The organism is Streptomyces sp. NPDC048643 (assembly GCF_040650615.1).
Taxonomy (GTDB): Bacteria; Actinomycetota; Actinomycetes; order Streptomycetales; family Streptomycetaceae; genus Streptomyces.
Genome location: NZ_JBEZHO010000040.1, coordinates 1 through 13198, shown reverse-complemented (window position 1 = coordinate 13198; position 13198 = coordinate 1). Strand labels below are relative to the sequence as shown.

The window sequence follows — 13198 nt, the reverse complement described above, 5'->3', positions numbered from 1 at the left end:
AACCGGAACGGCGCCCTGTGGACGTGCCGGGGCCGGGCGGGCCGTCCACCGTCACCGTCGACCAGGTGAAGGACGCTCCCCCGAGCCCCCCGGCGCGGGAACCTAGAGCGCCGCCGCCAGTTCCGTGCCCTGCTTGATGGCGCGCTTCGCGTCCAGCTCGGCTGCCACGTCGGCGCCGCCGATGAGGTGGACTCCGCGGCCCGTGGCGCGCAGTTCCTCGTAGAGGTCGCGGCGCGGGTCCTGCCCGGTGCAGAGCACGATGGTGTCGACCTCCAGGACCTGGCTGTGTCCGTCGACGGTGACGTGCAGTCCGGCGTCGTCGATCCGGTCGTACCGGACGCCCGGGACCATGGTGACGCCCCGGTGCTTCAGCTCGGTGCGGTGGATCCAGCCGGTGGTCTTGCCGAGTCCCGCTCCGACCTTGGTGGCCTTGCGTTGCAGGAGGTGGACGGTGCGCGGCGGGGCCGGCCGCTCTGGGGCGGTGAGACCGCCGGCGGCCCGGTAGTCCATGTCGACGCCCCAGTTGCGGAAGTACGTCGCCGGGTCCTCGCTCGCCTTGTCGCCGCTGTCGGTGAGGTACTCGGCGACGTCGAAGCCGATGCCGCCGGCGCCGAGGATGGCGACGCGGTCGCCGACGGGGACGCTGTCGCGCAGCACGTCGAGGTAGCCGACGACGCTCGGGTGGTCGACGCCGGGGATCTCGGGTGTGCGCGGGCTGACGCCGGTGGCGACGACGACCTCGTCGTAGGGCTCCAGGGTGTCGGCGGTGGCCCGGGTGTTCAACCGGACGTCCACGCCGTGCAGTTCGAGCTGGGTGCGGAAGTAGCGGATCGTCTCGTCGAACTCCTGCTTGCCGGGGACCTTGCGGGCCACGTTGAGCTGGCCGCCGATCTCGGCCGCCGCGTCGAACAGGGTGACGTCGTGGCCGCGTTCGGCCGCGCTGACGGCGCAGGCGAGTCCGGCCGGTCCGGCGCCGACGACGGCGACGCGCTTGCGCAGCCGGGTCGGCGCGAGGACGAGTTCCGTCTCGTGGCAGGCACGCGGGTTGACCAGGCAGGAGGTGATCCTGCCGCTGAAGGTGTGGTCGAGGCATGCCTGGTTGCACCCGATGCAGGTGTTGATGGCGTCCGGGCGCCCCGCCTCGGCCTTGGCGACGAAGTCGGGGTCCGCGAGCATCGGACGGGCCAGCGAGACCATGTCGGCGTGCCCGTCGGCGAGCAACTGCTCGGCGATCTCGGGGGTGTTGATGCGGTTGGTGGTGACGAGGGGGATCGAGACGGAGCCCATGACCTTCTTGGTCACCCAGGCGTACGCGCCGCGCGGCACCGAGGTCGCGATGGTGGGGATGCGGGCCTCGTGCCAGCCGACGCCGGTGTTGATGATCGTCGCCCCGGCCGCCTCGACGGCCCGGGCGAGGGTGATGACCTCGTCGAGCGTGGAACCGCCGGGCACCAGGTCGAGCATCGACAGACGGTAGATGATGATGAAGTCGTCGCCGACGGCCTCGCGCACGCGGCGGACGATCTCGACCGGGAAGCGCATCCGGTTCTCGTACGAGCCGCCCCAGCGGTCCTCGCGCCGGTTGGTCTGCAGGGCGATGAACTCGTTGATGAGGTAGCCCTCGGAGCCCATGATCTCGACGCCGTCGTACCCCGCGCGCCGGGCCAGACGGGCGGCGCGCGCGTAGTCGTCGATGGTCCGCTCGATGTCCGCGTCACTGAGTTCGTTCGGCGGGAACGGGCTGATCGGGGCCTGGAGGGCGCTCGGGGCGACCAGGTCCGGGTGGTAGGCGTACCGCCCGAAGTGCAGGATCTGCATCGCGATCCTCCCGCCCTCGCGGTGCACCGCGGCGGTGATCCCGGCGTGCTGGTCGGCCTCGGCCTCGGTGGTCAGCTTGGCGCCGCCCTCGTACGGCCGTCCCGCGTCGTTCGGGGCGATGCCGCCGGTGACGATCAGGCCGACACCGCCGCGCGCGCGGGCGGCGTAGAACTCCGCCATGCGCTCGAAGCCGCGCTCGGCCTCCTCCAGGCCCACGTGCATGGAGCCCATGAGCACGCGGTTGGGCAGGGTGGTGAAGCCCAGGTCGAGCGGGTTCAGCAGGTGCGGGTAACGGCTCATCGGCCCCTCCGTGGGCGGTGTCGTACGTCTGTTGTAGACGACGCGCCACTCATTGTGCAACTAGTTGCACAATGAGGAGGGTCACTCGGCCGATGGCCGCTCGTGCCCGGATCGGGAGCCTTTCGGACGGGTCGCTCAGCGCAGGGCGACCCGGGCCACGAGTTCCGCGACCACCGCGGGCTGGTCGATCATGACCAGGTGCCCGGCGTCCGGGACGTCGACGAGCGTCACCTCGGGACTGGCTTCGAGCCCTGCCCGCTCCTGCGGTGCGAGGTCCACGTCGTCGTGGTCGCCGCGCACGACCCACGCGGGCACGCCGGAGTCACGGAGCCGGTCGACGAGGGATCCGTGCCGGTCGAGATACGCGAAGTAGTGCCGGACCGCCTTGCGGCAGAAGGCCGGATCGTTCTTCTCGAACTCGGCGGTGAGCGCCTCTCGGCGCTCCTCGGGCAGCTGGCCGGCCATCGCGCGGGGTGTCAGTTTCAGCAGCCCGGACCAGGTCAGCGCACCGACGCCGGGTACCCGCCCGAGAGTGTCGGCGATCGTCAGCGCCTTGTCCTCGTCGGACGCCGAGAAGGCCGGGGAGAGCAGCACCACGGGGCCGGCGAAGTGGCCTCCGGCCGCCATCTCCAGGGCGATGTTGGCGCCGAGGCTGTGGCCGACGACGACGTCGCAGCCGCGCTCGGCGGCCAGGGTGCCCGCCAGCGCCGCGTAGTTCTCCATGGAGAGGTCCTCGGGCGGGACGGTGCCGGCGTGGCCGGGGAGGGTCGCGGCCACCAGCCGCACCGGCGCGGAGGCGAGCGGCGGCGCGGCCGTGAGGTCGTCGTAGAACGCGGCGCTGCACAGCGCGCCGGCCAGCAACAGCACACGGGTGGTCGCGTCGGCGGGCCCTGACTCCTCGATCTCCCATGCGTCGAACTGCTCGGGGGCACTGCTCATGTCCGGGCCTCCCTCTGGCCTCAGTGGTCAGAGGGAGTGTGGCGCGCGCGGCGGCACAAACGGCCGATCGGGGTCCGAACGCGGCATGTCGCACGCCACGCCCCTCCCGTCACGTCCCGTCAGGGCTTCACGCCGACCACGACGTGGGCCCAGCCCTCCTCCGGGACGGCGAGCCGGGCGATCAGGCCGGCGCGGGCGAAGGCCTCGACGGCGGTCGCGGCCTGGTGCTCGCTCGTCTCGACGAGAAGGCACCCGCCGCGGGCGAGCCAGCGCGGCGCGCCCTCGGCGACCCGGCGCACCAGGTCGAGTCCGTCCGCTCCGCCGTCGAGCGCGACCAGGGGTTCGTGGTCCCGGGCCTCCGCCGGGAGCAGTCCGACCTCGTCGGTGGGCACGTACGGCACGTTGGCGGCCAGGACGTCGACGCGCCCGCGCAGGGTGTCGGGCAGGGCCGAGAAGAGGTCGCCCTCGTGGACCCGGCCGGCGAACGGCGCGACGTTGCGGCGGGCGCAGCGGACGGCGGCCGGGTCGATGTCGGAGGCGTGCAGCTCGGGGCCGCCGAGGGACGCGGCCAGCGCGACGCCGACCGCGCCCGACCCGCAGCACAGGTCCACGACGACCGACGCGTGGGGCGCGAGCGCCACCGCCTGGTCGACGAGGAACTCGGTGCGACGCCGGGGCACGAAGACGCCGGGTTCGAGGGTGACGCGCAGACCGTGGAACTCCGCCCAGCCGAGGACGTGTTCGAGGGGGAGCCCGGCGACGCGCCGGTCCACCATCGCGGCGACCTCGTCGGGCGTACGGGCGGCGGTGAGGATCAGTTCCGCCTCGTCCTCGGCGAAGACACAGCCGGCGGAGCGGAGAGCGGCGACCACGGAGTCCGTGGCGCCGGAGGAGGACGCGGAACCGGAACCATCAGGAGACAGAGGCATGAAGCCGAGGGCCTTTCGACGAACCGAAGGGCGCTCCCGCGGTCACCTGCAGACGGCGACCTGGTCGCTCATGGAGGAGAGCACCCGACCTGACACAGCGGTAATGGGTCTCACCTCCTCGGCAACTCGTCCGGCGGCGACGGTCCGCGGCCGGGACGGCCACCTTACAGGAGCGATCGGCGCGCGAACGATCAGACGCCGACCGACTCCTCCAGCTCCTCCGACTCCTCCTCGGCGCTCTCCGTCGCGCGGGGCGTCGACGGCTCCGGCCTCTCCGGCTGCTCCGGTACGACGGGGCCCGGTGCGGCGTGCCGGCCACGCGACCGTTCGACGACACCGGCGACCGCGGTCACCGCCAGGCCGGCCAACAGCCAGCCCACGAGCGTCCCCACGTTGCCGGAGAGCCCGTCACTGTCGAAGTAGAGGAGGCTGCGCACGCCCTCGACGAAGCCGGCGCCGTTCCAGAAGGAGTGCAGGGTGCCGAAGAAGCCGTTCTGGAGCTCCGGCCGGAACAGGCCACCGGAACTGGTGAAGTTGAGCATCACGAACAGCACCATCATCGCGAGCGTGGTCCACCGCTTGAGGAAGGTGTGGAGTCCGACGCCGACGAAGAGGATGCCGGCGGAGTAGAGCCAGCTCATCGCCCAGACGGTGGCGAGGTCGTGGTGCGCGAGGTGGAAGACTGGACCGGCGAGCGCCGCGCCGATGCCGCTCACCACTGCGGAGACCCCGACGGCGAGCAACGCCCTTACGCGCAGGGCCAGTCCGGTGCCCGCGGCGCCGAGAGCGGCGACGGAGGCGTAGGAGCCGATGCTGAGCGCGATGAGCAGGAAGAACAGGCCCTGCCCGGTGGGGTCGTCGTCGACGGGTGCGGCGACGTCGGTGACCTTCAGGGGCAGCCCCTGCTGCGCGGCGACCGGCGTGAAGACCTGCTCGACGGCGGTGGCTCCCATGTCGGAGGCGGCCGTGGCGACGACCAGTTCGGGCGCCTTGGCGCTCGGTACGTAGGCGCCCGTGATGTCACGGGACGTGAGGAGGTCCACGGCCTCGGCGCGGTCGGTGACGGTACGGACGTCGAGCTTGTCCCCGGCCCGGTCCTTGACCGTCTGGGCGAAGGCCTTGGTCTCGGGGCCGCTGCCGACGACGGCGACGGGAAGGTGGTGGGGTTCCGGCGTCACGAACGCACCCATGTAGGCCAGCCCCATGCCGAGACACATCAGCAACGGGGTGACCAGGTGCGTGAGCACATGGCGCAGGGCCGGTGAGCGCAGTCCGGTGAGCACGCGCACTCCTTTGGTTGGCATATACAACTCTCTATCAAGTTGTACTATACAACCAGGACTGGGAAGGGAGGTCCCGCGATGGCATCCGAAGCCTCCGATGAGAGCGTTGTCACCACCGGGACGCCGTCCGCGACGGACGGCGGAGCACGCGACGGCTCGGCGCCGGGCGGCATGACCGCCGACGCCGCGGTCGAGACCATCCAGCGCGAGATGACCGTCTTCGCCCGGCGGGCCCGCGCCTCGGCGGGCCGCATGCACCCCGAGCTGTCCCTGGTCTCGTACACCCTGCTCGGGCATCTGGAGGAGGTCGGCGGCTGCCGGGCCACCGACCTCGCCGCGCACTACGCGCTCGACAAGTCGACGGTGAGCCGGCAGGTGGCCGCGCTGGAGCGGGCCGGGCTCATCGAGCGGCGCACGGACCCCGAGGACCAGCGTGTCCAGGTGCTGCATCTGACCGGCACGGGTACCGAGATCCTCGCCCAGGTGACCCGCAGCCGCCGGGTGGCGTTCCGGGAGCGGCTGACGGGCTGGCCCGAGGAGGACCTCGCCCGTTTCGCCTCGTATCTGCTGCGCTACAACGCCACGGGCACGGACCTCGGCGCGCCGGGTGGGGGTGCACCCGGCCGCTGAGCCGACGTCCCCCGCGACCGGCCCGGGTTCAGCGGTGGAGGGTCACCCCACACCCACGGTCCGCCCGTCGTCCAGGTGCTCGGGCACACGCGCGGCCAGGAACCGGGTCGGACGGCGCAGCCGGAACCCCAGGGACTCGTAGAGCCGGATGGCGTTGGTGTTGCCCGCACCGGTGTGCAGGAAGGGCGTCTCCCCGCGCTCGCGGATGCCGTGCGCGACGGCCAGGATCAGCCGGCCCGCCAGCCCCTTGCCCCGGTGGGCGGAGTCGGTGCAGACCGCGCTGATCTCGGTCCAGCCCGGCGGATGCAGCCGCTCCCCCGCCATGGCGATCAGGGCGCCCTCGTGGCGGATCCCGAGGTAGGTGCCGAGTTCGACGGTGCGGGGCAGGAACGGGCCGGGCCGGGTGCGCTCCACCAGGTCGAGCATCTCGGGGACGTCGGCGGGCCCGAGGAGCACCGCCTCGGGGTCCGGCGCTGCCGCGAGCCCGTCGTCGACGAGCTGTACGCCCTCGATGCTGAACGTCACCTCCCAGCCCTCCGGCGTCGCTCCGACGTAACCCGCGAGCGGTGCCTCCCCTCCGGGCCCCACCAGGGCCGCCAGATCCGCCCAGTCGTCGGCGTCCGGCTCGTCCGGGAGGGCCAGCCACGGCGACACGTCCACCGGGTAGCGCAGGACGCGCCCACGCCGTTCGGCGAAGTGGGCGTGCGGGCCGGTGAGGGACCCGAGGGCCGGGTTGTCGAGGGGGTGCGTGCTCACGCGGCCACCTCGATCACGATCTTGCCGCGGACGTGCCCGTCCTCGACGGCGCGCAGTGCCTCGCCGGCGCGGTCGAGCGGGAACGTCCGGGTCACGAAGGGCCGCAGCCTGCCGTCGGCTGCGAGCCGTCCGACCTCGTCGAGCACGGCCGCCGTACGCGCCCGCTCGACTCCGCTGCCGCCCAGCTTGGCGACCGTCTCGCGGTCGGCGCCGGTGATCAGTTTCGTGACGTCGTCCAGCACGGTCGCCGCGTCCTCCAGCGCCTCTCCCCCGACGAGGTCGAACACCCCGTCCACGCCGTCCGGCTCCGCCGTGCGCAGCCGCTCCGCCAGGCCGGCTCCCGACGGGACGTGCACGGCACCGAGCGACTCGACGAAGTCCTTCTTGCTCTCGCTCGCGACCCCGACCACGCGCAGCCCCGCGTCCCGCGCGATCTGCACGGCGGCCACACCGACTCCACCGCCGGCGCCGGTGATCAGCAGGGTGGCGCCCGCGGGGAGGCCGAGCTGGCGGATGCCGTCGTACGCGGTCGCCGCCGCGACCGGCAGGGCCGCGGCGTCCGTGAACGACAGGCCGGCGGGCTTGCGTGCGGTGACGGCTACGGGCAGCAGGGCGTACTCGGCATATCCACCGTCCACCGGGTTGCCGAACACCTCGTCCCCGACGGCGAACCCGGTCACGCCTGCGCCGGTCTCCACGACGACTCCCGCGACCTCGTTGCCGAAGACGGCGGGCAGCGGGCGCGGCTCGCCGCCCGGGCGACGGTGACCGGTGCGCTGCTTCCAGTCGACGGGGTTCACGCCGGCGGCGCGCACCGCGACGAGGACCTCGCCGGGGCCGGGGCTCGGCCGGTCCCGCTCCACCAGGGCCTCGGCCTCCGGGCCCCCGTAGCGTGTGAAGACGTACGCCTTGGGCATCTGCTCCCTCACTCTCCCTCGCTGTCGTCACCGGTCGCCGCGGACCGCTCACCCGGTGTGGGTGTACGGGCCACCGGAGTCGGCTTCAGCAGCAAGGATGATCGCGGCGCGGCTATTCCCGGCCGCCGGGAGTGTTCATACGGCCGCAATGATCAGCGGGGCGCCCGGCCCCTGCACGGGGTGCGGCGCCCAGCTCGTACAGGTCCCGAGCGGGCGCCGGCGAGGCACAGGTCAGGGCGTCAGGCGTGGGGAACGACCACGACCGGGCAGGTCACCTGGTGGATCAGGGTCTGCACGGCGCGGCCCAGACGTTCGCCCGCGCGGCGGCCGACCACCAGCAGCCCGGCACCGGTGCAGGCGCTGAGGAGGTGGTGTCCGACGCGTCCGTGCACGACCTGCTCCGCGACCGGAGTGCCCGGGAACCGGCGGCACCACGGCCCCAGCGCGCCGGTCAGGGCATGCCGTCGGGCGTCCTCCTCGTCGGCCGCGTCACCCGGCGGGACGGCGCTCGGGTCACCGTCCCGAGCGAGCAGCGTCCAGGCGTGCACCACGTGGAGCGGAGCCCCGCGAACGGCCGCGGTGTCGAAGGCATGGCCGATCAACTCGTCGGCGGGGCGCGTCAGGTCGAGACCGAGGACCACGGGACGGTAGGCCGCGGCGCTCGGCGAGGCGCCCGCGGGAACGGGGACCCGTTCGTCCTCGGGGAGTTCGCCCGCGGGGACGAGGACCACCGGGCGTTCTGCGCCCGCGGCGACGGCCAGGGCGACGGAGCCGGCCGGGAAGCCGGCGACGCCCGTGTGGTCGGTGTGGCCGCGGGAGCCGAGCACGAGCGTCTGCGACGCGGCGGCCGCCTCGATGAGCGCGGGCACGGCCGCCCTCTCGGCACCCCGCGCGTCGATGTCCAACGCCGGGTGGGCGTAGGAGAGTTGGATGGCCGCTCGGTCGAGCGGGGACCTCGTCCGGCCGGCCGGCACTTCGACGTCCGGGACGCGCACGGGCACGTGCGGCCGGGGACTCGCGTGCAGCAGGCGCAGCGGGAGCCGGCGGCGTCCGGCTTCGCGGGCCGCCCAGTCGGCCGCGTCCAGACTGGCTCGCGATCCGTCGATCCCCACGGTGATGGTGCGGGTGCCGGGGTTCATTCTGCTGCCTCTCGTCCGTCGAAGTTCGAGGGTGGTCGGTCGGTGGCCGGGGCCGGTCCTCGGTGACCGGTCTCCGGTGACCGGTCGCCGTTCGCGTGCCGCCGGCCGGTTCCGGCGGTCCGCCGCCCGAGGTGTCCGGGACGAGGTACCGGCCCGCGTGGCAACGGAGTTGCCCGCATGACCCGGACCGCTGACGGGCAGGTGTAACCGGCCGACGGCGGGGCAGCCGGGTTGCACCGGGTGTCACGGCGGAGACGGCCGGGGTCACGTCATCGGGGCTCCTGTTCGCCGGCGCAGTGGTACGCGGGTTCCACGACGGACGCGGATCAGTCGTACGGCGTCGGAATCGGCGCGGTGATGGACTTCCGGCACCGGGTGCGGTACCCCGGGAGAGGCGTTCCGGTGCTGTGCGGGGTCTGTTCGGCCGGGCGTCCGCGGCGGCGCACGGCAGTGAGGAGGGGACATGCGAACCCGGGTGCTCGGCTGGCGCTGGCGGCGCAACTCCCTGCGGCGCCGATGCGACGTCGTCGAGGCGTGGTGCGTGCTGGTGGTCGGCGTTCTGCTGCTGGTCGGCGCGCCGCTGGCCGGGGCGGCCGCGGGATGGTGGACGTACGACCTGGCCCACGCCGAGGCGACGGCGCAGCGCGCCACGCTGCACCAGGTCCGTGCCGTCCTCGTGGACGACACTCCGGCGGCGGTACCCGCGACCCCGGGGGGCATCCAGCGCTCCTTCCCCGCCCTGGTCCGCTGGACCGGGACGGACGGGCAGGCGCGGACGGACCTCGTGCGGGTGCCCTCGGGTGTGCGGGGCGGTGCGCACATCGACGTCTGGACGGACGCCCGGGACCGGATCGTGCGCGCGCCGTCGAGCACGTCGGTGATCTGGCAACGCGCTCTGGCCATGGGCCTGTTCACCGCGATGGGTGCCGTCCTCGCCGTCCTCGTCACCCGGCTCTGCGTACGCCGGTCCGTCGAACGCCGACGGCTCGACCGGTGGGCGCGTGACTGGGCGCTGACCGAACCCGGCTGGACCCGGCGCACGGCCTGACCCACGGCTCCCGGAGGCCGGCACCGGGCCGTACCGGCCGGGGTGCCGCCCTCCCGGGAGAAGGCGTGGCGGGCCCCCGAGGCCGCACGTACGGTGTGATCACCCGCACCCCGTACGCCGAAAGGTGGTCCTCGATGGCCTTGTTCGACCTCCCCCTCGACGAACTCCGCAGCTACCGCAGCGCGTCCGCGGAGCCCGAGGACTTCGACGCCTTCTGGGCCAAGACGCTCAAGGAGGCGAGGGAGCACGAACTCGCCGCGCGTTTCGAGCCGGTGGAGACCCCGCTCAAGACCGTGCGGACCTTCGACGTCACGTTCGCCGGATTCGGCGGGCATCCGGTCAAGGGCTGGCTGACCGTGCCGTCCTGGGCGAACGCACCGCTGCCGACGGTCGTCGAGTTCGTCGGGTACGGCGGCGGGCGCGGACTCGCGCACACCCACCTGCTGTGGGCCTCGGCCGGCTACGCGCACTTCGTGATGGACACGCGGGGTCAGGCCAGCGCCTGGGGCGGCGGCGGGACACCGGACCCGGTGGGCAGCGCGCCCGCCTTCCCGGGCTTCATGACGCGCGGGGTCGAGGACCCCGAGACGTACTACTACCGCCGCCTGTTCACGGACGCGGTGCGGGCCGTGGAGGCGGCCCGTTCGCATCCGCTGGTCGACGGGGCGCGCGTCGCGGCGCTGGGCGGGAGCCAGGGCGGCGGCATCGCGATCGCGGCCGGGGGGCTCGTGCCGGACCTCGCCGCGGTCCTGCCCGACGTGCCGTTCCTGTGCGACTTCCCGCGTGCCACGGTGGTCACGGACCGCTCGCCGTACCGGGAGATCGGCAACTACCTGAAGACCCATCGCGGGCGCACCGGGCAGGTGTTGCGCACCCTGTCGTACTTCGACGGGGTGCACTTCGCCGCGCGCGGCCGGGCTCCCGCGCTCTTCTCGGTGGCGCTGGAGGACCAGACCTGTCCGCCGTCGACGGTCTTCGCCGCGTACAACGCCTGGGCGGCCGGGGAGAAGCGGATCGAGGTGTACGACTTCAACGACCACGAGGGCGGCGGCCCCTACCAGCAGGCGGCCCAGCTGGACTGGCTTCCCGCCCACATCTGAGCCGGGCGCGGGAACGGACGCGACGCCCGGGGCAGCGTCCGTGCGTCGCGCGTCTTCCCTCCGGTCCGACCAGTCGGTACGTTCAACGGACCCTGATCCCTTCCGTGTTCGCCCGCGGACGCCTCTCGGAGAACTCATGCCCCAGCCGGTCCCCCCGATAGACGGCCACTGCGATCCCCGCTTCACGGCGGTGCGGACCGCGTTCGAGGAGAACTTCCGCGAACGCGACGAGCTGGGCGCCGCCGCGTCCGTCACGCTCGACGGGGAGACCGTGGTGGACCTGTGGGGCGGCTGGGCCGACGCGGCCCGCACCCGCGCGTGGGAGCGGGACACCCTGGTCAACGTCTGGTCGACCTCGAAGGGGCCGACCGCGCTGTGCGCGCACATCCTCGCCGACCGGGGGCTCCTGGACCTCGACGCCCCGGTGGCCGCGTACTGGCCGGAGTTCGCGGCGGCGGGCAAGCAGGGCGTCCTCGTGCGGCATCTGCTGTCGCACCGGGCGGGGCTGTCGGGGCTGCGTGAGCCGCACTCGTTCACGCAGCTCTGCGACTGGGAGCTGACCGTCGGGCGGCTCGCCGCGCAGGAACCGTGGTGGGAGCCGGGGACCCGGTCCGGCTATCACGCGCTGACGTTCGGCTTCCTGGTCGGCGAGGTGGTTCGGCGGGTGTCGGGGCTGCTGCCCGGCGCGTTCCTGGAGCGGGAGGTGACGGGGCCGCTCGGGATCGACTTCACGATCGGGCTGCCCGAGAAGGAGGCCGGGCGGGCGGCCGAACTGGTGCATCCGCCGGCCGCTTCCAGCAGCGAACAGGCGGCGGTCCTCTCCCAGTTGGCGCCCGCGGCGCTGGCGGCCCTCACCAACCCGGCGGTCGGCGCCGCCGAGGCGAACACAGCGAGGTGGCGGGCGGCGGAGATACCGGCCGCCAACGGCCACGGCACGGCCCGGGCGGTCGCCGCGCTGTACGGGATCCTCGCGTCGAAGGGCACCTACGGCTCCCGGCAGGTGCTGACCCCGGCGGCGGCCGAGCGGCTGCGCGAGGGGCAGGGCGGCTGCGTCGACCTGGTGCTGGGCGCCGGGTTCGCGCACGAGACGGAGGTGGGGCTCGGGCTGTGGCTGAGCGGGGCCAACGGCTCGTACGGTCCGAACCCGAGGGCTTTCGGACACGACGGGTTCGGCGGCTCCTGCGGGCTCGCCGACCCGGAGGCGGGGGTCTCGCTGGGGTACGTGATGAACCGTATGGGCCCGCACATCGCAGACGACCCAAGGAAGTCCGCCCTTGTCGACGCGCTGTACAACGCGCTCGGAGGGGCTCCCGCGCGGTCAGGCGAGGCGGGCTGAAACCGGCCGAAGTCTCCGGCCGCTCTTTCCAAGTGGTTTAGACCAATGCTAGATGTGGTGGCGCAATGAGCCCGCACGGCTACGTCGAGTCACCACACAGGAGGCGCGGACATGGCCCGCACCACCCACACGTCCGAGCACGAACCGCTCTACGCACGCATCGCCACGCAGCTGCTCGGCGAGCTGCGCGACGGATCCGTTCCGCCGGGTGAACGCCTGCCGGGAGAGAGGGAGTTGGCCACCCGCTTCGGCGTCAGCCGGGAGACCGTACGCCAGGCACTGCAGTTGCTGCGGCGCAGCGGCCAGGTCTCCACCGACCGGCGCGGCAGCCACGCGACCCTGTCCGGCGCCCCCGCCGAACCCGTACCGTCCCTCGACTTCCCCGTCGGAGCGCACACCGGTCAGCCCTGCGCGCGCCGCCGGACCACGGTGACCTGGGAGGCTCCCCCGCCCGAGCACGCGAAGGCCCTCGGACTCGCCCCGCGGCGCGCCACGTTGGTCCACCGCTACGAGTCGGCCGCCGCGGACGGCAGCGGACTGCGGACGGCCGTCACGTCCTTCTCCGCGATCGCCGTGTCCGAGGTCGAGGAACTGGCCCGCTACCGCGACCGCGCGGACGGCCACGCCTCGGCCCAGCTGTCGCGCGCCTACGACTGGATGCGCAAGGCGGGCCTGACCCTGCACCACCGGGACGCCATCACCCGCCTGCCCCAGTCCGTACGGGTCACCCGGCGCGTGCACGACCAGTACGACCGCCCGCTGGAGATCACCGACCTCACCGTGGACGCCCAACAGGACGCCCTGGTCTACGAGTTCACGCTCCCGGCCGCCTGACCAAGGGACGGGTTCCCCCGGGGCTCGCCTCCCGCGCACCCGTCGTGCCACCGGGACGGGCGGCACGACGGGTGTGGCCGAGGACCTCCGTCCGATCCGCCGTGTCGTGGAGAGTTGCTCCAGGGGGACACTGAACTGGCTCTGTCCCGAAGGTCGTATCAGGTACATC

12 protein-coding genes are annotated in these 13198 nt (G+C 73.4%); 5 read left to right on the top strand and 7 right to left on the bottom strand.

Annotated features, from left to right (window positions below):
* Window positions 1-102: 102 nt before the first annotated feature.
* From AB0C62_RS30565 to AB0C62_RS30550, 4 genes are all read right to left on the bottom strand, one after another.
* The gene (locus tag AB0C62_RS30565; RefSeq protein ID WP_362978620.1) at window positions 103-2118 is read right to left on the bottom strand and encodes an NADPH-dependent 2,4-dienoyl-CoA reductase; all 2016 of its coding nucleotides are present in this window, start codon (window positions 2116-2118) and stop codon (window positions 103-105) included.
* A 135-nt stretch (window positions 2119-2253) separates the two neighbouring features.
* On the bottom strand, window positions 2254-3057 hold the full coding sequence (locus AB0C62_RS30560; RefSeq protein WP_362978618.1) for an alpha/beta hydrolase: 804 nt from the start codon (window positions 3055-3057) through the stop codon (window positions 2254-2256).
* Between the two features lie 119 nt (window positions 3058-3176).
* The gene (locus AB0C62_RS30555) at window positions 3177-3986 is read right to left on the bottom strand and encodes a putative protein N(5)-glutamine methyltransferase (protein WP_362978616.1); all 810 of its coding nucleotides are present in this window, start codon (window positions 3984-3986) and stop codon (window positions 3177-3179) included.
* Window positions 3987-4177: 191 nt separating this feature from the next.
* The gene (locus AB0C62_RS30550) at window positions 4178-5290 is read right to left on the bottom strand and encodes a hypothetical protein (RefSeq protein ID WP_362978614.1); all 1113 of its coding nucleotides are present in this window, start codon (window positions 5288-5290) and stop codon (window positions 4178-4180) included.
* A 150-nt stretch (window positions 5291-5440) separates the two neighbouring features.
* On the opposite strand from AB0C62_RS30550, the gene AB0C62_RS30545 reads away from it, so the two are divergent.
* A complete protein-coding gene (locus AB0C62_RS30545) occupies window positions 5441-5899 on the top strand; it encodes a MarR family winged helix-turn-helix transcriptional regulator (RefSeq protein WP_362978723.1) in 459 nt (152 codons plus the stop codon).
* 42 nt (window positions 5900-5941) lie between these two features.
* On the opposite strand, the gene AB0C62_RS30540 is transcribed toward AB0C62_RS30545, so the two are convergent.
* The 3 genes from AB0C62_RS30540 to AB0C62_RS30530 all read right to left on the bottom strand — a co-directional run bounded on the left by AB0C62_RS30540 (window position 5942) and on the right by AB0C62_RS30530 (window position 8711).
* Window positions 5942-6655: a GNAT family N-acetyltransferase gene (locus tag AB0C62_RS30540; protein ID WP_362978612.1), complete on the bottom strand. Its 714-nt coding sequence runs from the start codon at window positions 6653-6655 to the stop codon at window positions 5942-5944.
* The gene (locus AB0C62_RS30535) at window positions 6652-7572 is read right to left on the bottom strand and encodes an NADP-dependent oxidoreductase (protein ID WP_362978610.1); all 921 of its coding nucleotides are present in this window, start codon (window positions 7570-7572) and stop codon (window positions 6652-6654) included. Before AB0C62_RS30535 ends, AB0C62_RS30540 begins: the two co-directional genes overlap by 4 nt.
* Before the next feature lie 239 nt (window positions 7573-7811).
* Window positions 7812-8711: a universal stress protein gene (locus AB0C62_RS30530; RefSeq protein ID WP_362978608.1), complete on the bottom strand. Its 900-nt coding sequence runs from the start codon at window positions 8709-8711 to the stop codon at window positions 7812-7814.
* Window positions 8712-9174: 463 nt separating this feature from the next.
* Between AB0C62_RS30530 and AB0C62_RS30525 the strand changes: the two genes are divergently transcribed.
* From AB0C62_RS30525 to AB0C62_RS30510, 4 genes are all read left to right on the top strand, one after another.
* The gene (locus AB0C62_RS30525) at window positions 9175-9759 is read left to right on the top strand and encodes a hypothetical protein (protein ID WP_362978606.1); all 585 of its coding nucleotides are present in this window, start codon (window positions 9175-9177) and stop codon (window positions 9757-9759) included.
* Window positions 9760-9893: 134 nt separating this feature from the next.
* Entirely contained in the window at window positions 9894-10859 is a 966-nt protein-coding gene (locus tag AB0C62_RS30520) for an acetylxylan esterase (protein WP_362978604.1), read from the top strand.
* A 136-nt stretch (window positions 10860-10995) separates the two neighbouring features.
* Complete coding sequence (locus AB0C62_RS30515; RefSeq protein ID WP_362978602.1) at window positions 10996-12195, top strand: serine hydrolase domain-containing protein; 1200 nt, start codon at window positions 10996-10998, stop codon at window positions 12193-12195.
* 111 nt (window positions 12196-12306) lie between these two features.
* The gene (locus AB0C62_RS30510; protein WP_362978600.1) at window positions 12307-13029 is read left to right on the top strand and encodes a GntR family transcriptional regulator; all 723 of its coding nucleotides are present in this window, start codon (window positions 12307-12309) and stop codon (window positions 13027-13029) included.
* Window positions 13030-13198: the final 169 nt, after the last annotated feature.

Excerpts from the sequence above, each read along its gene's own strand:
- AB0C62_RS30530 (WP_362978608.1), bottom strand. The coding sequence starts at position 8,711 with ATGAACCCCGGCACCCGCACCATCACCGTGGGGATCGACGGATCGCGA.
- AB0C62_RS30535 (WP_362978610.1), bottom strand. The coding sequence starts at position 7,572 with ATGCCCAAGGCGTACGTCTTCACACGCTACGGGGGCCCGGAGGCCGAG.
- AB0C62_RS30510 (WP_362978600.1), top strand. The coding sequence starts at position 12,307 with ATGGCCCGCACCACCCACACGTCCGAGCACGAACCGCTCTACGCACGC.
- AB0C62_RS30525 (WP_362978606.1), top strand. The coding sequence starts at position 9,175 with ATGCGAACCCGGGTGCTCGGCTGGCGCTGGCGGCGCAACTCCCTGCGG.
- AB0C62_RS30555 (WP_362978616.1), bottom strand. The coding sequence starts at position 3,986 with ATGCCTCTGTCTCCTGATGGTTCCGGTTCCGCGTCCTCCTCCGGCGCC.
- AB0C62_RS30550 (WP_362978614.1), bottom strand. The coding sequence starts at position 5,290 with ATGCCAACCAAAGGAGTGCGCGTGCTCACCGGACTGCGCTCACCGGCC.
- AB0C62_RS30515 (WP_362978602.1), top strand. The coding sequence starts at position 10,996 with ATGCCCCAGCCGGTCCCCCCGATAGACGGCCACTGCGATCCCCGCTTC.
- AB0C62_RS30565 (WP_362978620.1), bottom strand. The coding sequence starts at position 2,118 with ATGAGCCGTTACCCGCACCTGCTGAACCCGCTCGACCTGGGCTTCACC.
- AB0C62_RS30560 (WP_362978618.1), bottom strand. The coding sequence starts at position 3,057 with ATGAGCAGTGCCCCCGAGCAGTTCGACGCATGGGAGATCGAGGAGTCA.
- AB0C62_RS30520 (WP_362978604.1), top strand. The coding sequence starts at position 9,894 with ATGGCCTTGTTCGACCTCCCCCTCGACGAACTCCGCAGCTACCGCAGC.
- AB0C62_RS30545 (WP_362978723.1), top strand. The coding sequence starts at position 5,441 with ATGACCGCCGACGCCGCGGTCGAGACCATCCAGCGCGAGATGACCGTC.